6 protein-coding genes are annotated in these 6040 nt (G+C 35.0%); 2 read left to right on the top strand and 4 right to left on the bottom strand.

The features are described from left to right. Positions 1–340 precede the first annotated feature (340 nt). Both Q0L29_RS10460 and Q0L29_RS10455 read right to left on the bottom strand, forming a co-directional pair. Positions 341–1729 (bottom strand): sodium-dependent transporter, encoded by a 1389-nt coding sequence (locus Q0L29_RS10460; protein WP_296621468.1) that lies wholly within the window; start codon positions 1727–1729, stop codon positions 341–343. Positions 1730–1824: 95 nt separating this feature from the next. Continuing rightward, a complete protein-coding gene (locus Q0L29_RS10455) occupies positions 1825–2709 on the bottom strand; it encodes a bile acid:sodium symporter family protein (RefSeq protein ID WP_296621466.1) in 885 nt (294 codons plus the stop codon). A 197-nt stretch (positions 2710–2906) separates the two neighbouring features. Between Q0L29_RS10455 and Q0L29_RS10450 the strand changes: the two genes are divergently transcribed. After that, complete coding sequence (locus Q0L29_RS10450) at positions 2907–3797, top strand: 3-hydroxybutyryl-CoA dehydrogenase (RefSeq protein WP_296621464.1); 891 nt, start codon at positions 2907–2909, stop codon at positions 3795–3797. Continuing rightward, complete coding sequence (locus tag Q0L29_RS10445; RefSeq protein WP_296621462.1) at positions 3797–4018, top strand: DUF3820 family protein; 222 nt, start codon at positions 3797–3799, stop codon at positions 4016–4018. The genes Q0L29_RS10450 and Q0L29_RS10445 overlap by 1 nt, the downstream gene beginning before the upstream one ends. A 136-nt stretch (positions 4019–4154) precedes the next feature. On the opposite strand, the gene Q0L29_RS10440 is transcribed toward Q0L29_RS10445, so the two are convergent. After that, entirely contained in the window at positions 4155–4535 is a 381-nt protein-coding gene (locus Q0L29_RS10440; RefSeq protein ID WP_296621460.1) for a GxxExxY protein, read from the bottom strand. A 276-nt stretch (positions 4536–4811) separates the two neighbouring features. Next, a complete protein-coding gene (locus tag Q0L29_RS10435; RefSeq protein WP_296621459.1) occupies positions 4812–5834 on the bottom strand; it encodes an LLM class flavin-dependent oxidoreductase in 1023 nt (340 codons plus the stop codon). Positions 5835–6040 lie beyond the last annotated feature (206 nt).

The raw sequence follows: 6040 nt of genomic DNA, 5'->3' as shown, positions 1-6040 counted from the left end.
ATGGCCGCACAAAACAGCGCACAAACCTAAGCCACCCTTGACAAACTTAAAATTTTATCATAGGACAACTACGCCTAAAAAAGGCAAAAAAAGAAAATAAATTACCTTTTGTCTGGTTTTTCAACATAGAAACTCAGGTTACTAACAATCAAATTTTAGTAAATGAATTAAGTCACCTTCAAGATGGGCTGTATTATTTTAAATTTGACATCAACAGCAAATCATATTCTATTAAAGTGATTAAAAATTGATCGGAAGCATTAAATCTATTGTGGCCTTCACCTAAATAAAAAAGGCCTGCACACTGCAAGCCTTTTTTATTGGATTTATGAATTAGAGTTTAAAACAAAGAGATATTAAAGAATATCTGTAAGACACTAATGATGAAAATTGCACCTACTACAAATGGTGAAACAAATCTTACCATAAACAATATCATTTTCTCTAAAAATGTACCTTCAAGGGCAGCGTTTCCAAAGTAAAGTTCTTTTTGGAAGCCTTTATTTTTCCATGACCAACCAGCAAAAATTGCAATAAAGAAACCTCCTAATGGTAATGCTAAATCAGAGAACACATTTTCGATCAGCGTAAAGAAATCTTTGTCTTCACCTCCGTAATAAACAAAATTAGTAAAGAAATCAGAAGCTCCCTGTGAAAGCATTGTTGGTAAGCCTACGAAGAATATAAATGTAGCTACAAAATAAACCGTTTTCTTACGATTCGTTTTAAATTGATCTGTTACAAATGCTACAGGCACTTCCAATAAGGAAACCGTAGAAGTTAAAGCGGCAAAACACAATAATAAAAAGAATGACGCCCCGATAAAAGGTCCTATTCCTCCCATGGTTTCAAATATTCCTGGTAAGGCTACGAATACTAATCCTGGACCTGCATTAGCTTCAATACTTGGCTGGCTAAATACTAATGGGAAAATCATTAATCCTGCTAAGAAAGCAATAGATATATCTGCCACAGTAATTAAAGCGGCCGCTCCAACTATGCTGTCATCCTTACCTACATAAGAGCCATAAGTAATCAAAGCTCCCATACCTAAAGATAAAGAGAAGAATGCTTGAGCTAATGCAGTATAGAATGTGTTTGCTGTTATTTCACTAAAATCTGGCACCAAATAAAAGGATAGTCCGTCCATGGCACCGTCTAATGTTAAGCCATAAGAAATTAAGCCAACAATCATTACCACTAGTAATGGCATCAATATTTTGGTCCATCTTTCAATTCCTTTTTGAACACCTCCTGCCACAATTAAAGCAGTCAAAATCATAAAGCCAATAGAATATAATAAGTTATCGGTGATATCAGAAACAAATCCTCCGAAGTAGTCGCCATAATTCACGCCTTCACTAAGTAGTCCACCAAAACCAATTTGAATGAAATATCCAAATGCCCAACCGGCAACTACATTGTAAAAACTAAGGATCATGATACCAGACAAAACGCCCAATAAACCTACTAACCCCCATCTTCGATTACCGATTTTGTTAAAGGCTCCAAAAGGATTAAGCCTGGTATTTCGACCAATAGCTGTTTCGGCCAGCATAATCGGTAAACAAATTAAAAAAGCGCAAGCCAAATAAATCACTAAAAATGCCGCTCCTCCATTCTCTCCTACTTCATATGGGAACTTCCATATGTTACCTAAACCTACTGCAGAACCGGCTGCTGCTGCTATAAAACCTAAACGGTTAGAAAATCCTCCTCTTGATGCCATGAATTAAATTTTAGGTCGTAAATATATAGGATAAATCCAATAGCGCAATATTAAATCAGGACAGATGTGAAGAAATTGTTATGAATGGATAAATTTTAGACTCTAAAACCGGGAATCAAACGCTTCTGCATTAAAAAAGCTATGGCAAAAGTACTGACAAATGAAAAACTGCTATACAAAATGGCCATTGTACTGATGGCTGAATTCTCTACAACTTGATTCGCGATAAATAAGGCCAATACACTATTTTGTAATCCCATTTCAATGGCGATGGTATAATTTGACTCATGTCTCAAACCTAACAACTTCCCTACTCGGTAACCTGAAAGCATGGTAAGGATATTAAAAATTAATAAAGGAATAAACAAATGAAGATGATCTAAATAATTAACTTCTCTATTGTCTTCATCCAAAAAGACAACAGCTAAAAGAGCAATAATTAATATTGCCGGTAAAATTACTTTCATTGGTTTCCTGAGTGGCTGAGTAAATTTATCTAGGGTGAATTCATTGACCAAAATACCTATGGCAGCAGGTATGATAACTGTATAAAATACTTGCGCTGTAGTTTGCCAAAAGCTTAAATTAATTTCTTGCTCTTTCCCTAAAAAGAAATTGAAGCTTAATTGAAGAATGGCCGGGATAGTAAAAAGAATAATAAAGCTATTGAAAGCAGTCATTGAAATGGATAATGCCACTCTTCCTCCTAATAATTTTGTAACCAGATTGGATGCAGTACCACCGGGACAAGCTGCCAGTAGCATTATACCTACTTTGTAAACAGGATCAATAGGCCAAAAATAAATTAATGTAAATGCCATTAATGGCATTAAAATCATCTGACTGGCAATTCCAGTTATAACTGCTTTTGGCTGAATAAATACTCTTCGAAAATCTTTAAATTTTAATTCCAATCCAATGCCAAACATAATGAGGGCAATGGCAAAGGGCATGATAAAATCTACGAAGGATTGCTGCATTAATGAACTATTATTAACTCAAATAATTGGTACTCCATCCTCTTTTAAAAGTAAAATCAAATTTATAAAAAAGTAGCTGATAACAACTGATTTTCCACAATTTGTCAATATTCTCAACATCTTTTCCAAAAGCGGGTTATAGGTACTAGGTAGATTTTATATCTTTGCCACAGCTAAAAAATAAATAAACATATACTATGGAGAATATAGCAGTAATTGGGTCAGGAACGATGGGCAACGGCATTGCGCACGTTTTCGCTCAAAATGGTTTTAAAGTTTCTTTAATTGACATAAGTGAAGCAGCCCTTGAAAAAGGTATGGCTACTATCGGAAAAAACCTGGACCGACAAGTAAAGAAAGAACTTATTGACGAGGCCAAAAAAACTGAAACACTAAATAATATCACCACTTTTACAAAAGTAGTTGAGGGTGCTAAAAACGCTGATTTAGTGGTAGAAGCTGCAACGGAAAATACAGATCTTAAACTAAAAATCTTTAAGGAATTAGATGAGGTTTGTGATGAAAAAACCATTCTAGCTTCCAATACAAGCTCTATTTCAATCACTAAAATTGCATCGGTTACGAACAGACCTGAAAAGGTGATTGGTATGCACTTTATGAACCCGGTGCCGGTAATGAAATTAGTGGAGATTATCCGTGGGTATTCTACTTCTGATGAGGTGACTAATAGAATCATGGAGATGTCTAAAAAATTAGGAAAGATTCCTGAGGAAGTGAATGACTATCCTGGTTTTATTGCAAACAGAATTTTAATGCCTATGATCAATGAAGCAATATTCAGCTTATTTGAAGGCGTTGCAGGTGTAAAAGAAATAGATTCCGTTATGAAATTGGGAATGGCGCATCCTATGGGACCATTACAATTAGCTGACTTTATTGGCCTGGATGTTTGCTTAAGTATCTTGAATGTATTGCATGATGGTCTTGGAGACCCAAAATACAGACCTTGCCCATTATTAATTAATATGGTACAAGCCGGAAAATTAGGCGCTAAATCTGGTGAAGGTTTTTATGATTACAGCAATGGCACCAAAGATTTGGTAATTGCCAGCACATTCAAGAAATAATGGAAGGATTAAATCCTCAAATATTAAATGATTTAGTCAGAGTAAAGATGCCCTTTGGAAAATATAAGGGCACTTTACTTTGTAATTTACCAGTATCCTATTTGGAGTGGTTTAAAAGAAAAGACGGATTCCCTCCCGGCAAATTAGGCATGCAAATGGAAACGCTCTGGGTCATCAAAACCAACGGCTTAGAGGATTTACTCAAACCGCTTAAAAGGTAACAGCAAAGATTTTTTTTAACCACAAAGTTTTTTTACCACGAAGTTTCTCTAAGTTTTTCACAAAGGTCACAAAGGTTTTTCTTTATTAGGCATAGGGTAAATTTCAGGTTTCTTTGTGGTTAAATCATTTTTTTAGTTAAATGTAGCCGTTTATTAGCCTTTTGATTCCAGATTTTAAAAGAGAGACATTAAAATTGATTAATAAACCCAATTTATAATCACCCAGCTTCATATAAGTCAAAGTTTGAGCCTTATGAACATCATTCAGTTTATCAACGCTCTTAAGTTCAATTACCACTTTATCTTCAACCAATAAATCTATTTTGTACCCACAATCCATTTTGATTTCCTCGTAAGTTACAGGCATGGATTTTTCTTTTATTACAGCTAGATTTTGATTTTTGAGTTCGTAGAAAAGACATTCTTGATAAGCACTTTCCAACAATCCAGGTCCTAATGATTGATGTACCTTGATAGCAGAGCCAATGATTATCTTGCTTAATTCATTTTCATTCATAATTTATAAGGTTTGGTTAAACCACTAAAGTATAAATTTCAGATGATTATTAAAAAAAAGGGTCTTTTTAACCACAGAGATAAATTTAACCACTAAGTTTCTCTAAGACTTTCGCAAAGGTTACTAAGGTTTTTTAAATTGAGACTATAATAATTTAAGTATCATTTATGGAAAAGTAATCTTTGTGAAACTTCGTGAAAATCACCGTGCCCTTTGTGGTTAATAATCTGCTTTGCGAAACTTCGTGAAAACCTTAGTGATCTTTGTGGTTATAAATCAGGAAATATTCTCAACGGTCTCTCCCTTCATAATTTGCGAGAATAATTCATAAGATTTTAGCCTTGCTGCATAATCGTAAATATGCGAGGCAACTATCACTTCATCTACCCCTGTTTGCTTTATAAAATCTTCAGTTTGACTTCTCACTTTTTCTTGACTCCCCACAAAAGCAAATTGCATCATTTTTTGAAATGCAGGATGGTTCGATAATTCCCTTAATTCAGCAGTCATTTCTGTAGGAGGCTGCATATAATCTAAGTTATTGGTCATTACCCCAAGCATCATCCTTATCATGGAAGTAGATAATATTTCTGCTTCCTCGTCCGTTTCAGCAGCAATGACATTAATACCCGCTATGGTGTAAGGCTCTTTTAAAAACTCTGAAGGTTGGAATTCATTGTAATAGATACTTAAAGCTTCAAAAAGTTGAGTAGGTGCAAAATGAGATGCAAAAACATAAGGCAACCCATTTTTGGCAGCTAAATGAGCACTATCTGTACTAGAACCTAAAATATAAATAGGAACTTCAACTCCTTCTGCCACAGTTGCACGCACCTTTGAATTGGCGTTCTCTAAAGAAAAATATTGCTGGATCTCACTAATTTCTTGAGGGAACTTATGAACTGATTGATTTCGATCCGAACGAATGGCGTGAGCAGTTGTCTGATCAGTACCTGGCGCCCTTCCTAAGCCCAGATCGATTCTATTTGGGTAAATACTACCCAGTGTCCCAAATTGCTCAGCAACGATCAGTGGTGAGTGGTTTGGGAGCATAATCCCACCTGAACCTACTCTTATCTTTTCGGTGCCACTTGCAATGTGACCGATTAAAACCGCAGTTGCAGAACTGGCGATACTGACCATATTATGATGCTCAGCCAACCAAAATCTCTTATATCCTAGTAATTCTGCTTTTGGAGCTAAATCTAAGCTGTTTTCAAAGGTTTTTTTGATGCTAATATCTTTACCGACACTCGCTAATTCTAAAATGGAATATGATATATTTTTAAATTTCGACATGAATTATTAAATCGCTTTTATCTCTATTGTAACTGCAAAATATAGGAGGAGTTACAAATTGATTCTATTAACCTGAGTTCGACTCTAATTTGGAAATTCAGATTTTCATAAAATTAAATAGACAAGGCGTCTTTTAGAAGATATAGCGAGCTATATCGAGGAAAGACAACGCAGTATATTGGATTTTATGGAAAAGTTTTCCCCTT

Source organism: Marivirga sp. (assembly GCF_024636815.1).
Classification (GTDB): Bacteria; Bacteroidota; Bacteroidia; order Cytophagales; family Cyclobacteriaceae; genus Marivirga.
Note: the sequence above shows the minus strand (reverse complement) of the source record. Positions and strands in the feature narration are given on the sequence as shown.

Bases quoted from the DNA above. Each gene is read 5' to 3' on its own strand.
- Q0L29_RS10460 (WP_296621468.1), bottom strand. From the start codon at position 1,729: ATGGCATCAAGAGGAGGATTTTCTAACCGTTTAGGTTTTATAGCAGCA.
- Q0L29_RS10455 (WP_296621466.1), bottom strand. From the start codon at position 2,709: ATGCAGCAATCCTTCGTAGATTTTATCATGCCCTTTGCCATTGCCCTC.
- Q0L29_RS10450 (WP_296621464.1), top strand. From the start codon at position 2,907: ATGGAGAATATAGCAGTAATTGGGTCAGGAACGATGGGCAACGGCATT.
- Q0L29_RS10445 (WP_296621462.1), top strand. From the start codon at position 3,797: ATGGAAGGATTAAATCCTCAAATATTAAATGATTTAGTCAGAGTAAAG.
- Q0L29_RS10440 (WP_296621460.1), bottom strand. From the start codon at position 4,535: ATGAATGAAAATGAATTAAGCAAGATAATCATTGGCTCTGCTATCAAG.
- Q0L29_RS10435 (WP_296621459.1), bottom strand. From the start codon at position 5,834: ATGTCGAAATTTAAAAATATATCATATTCCATTTTAGAATTAGCGAGT.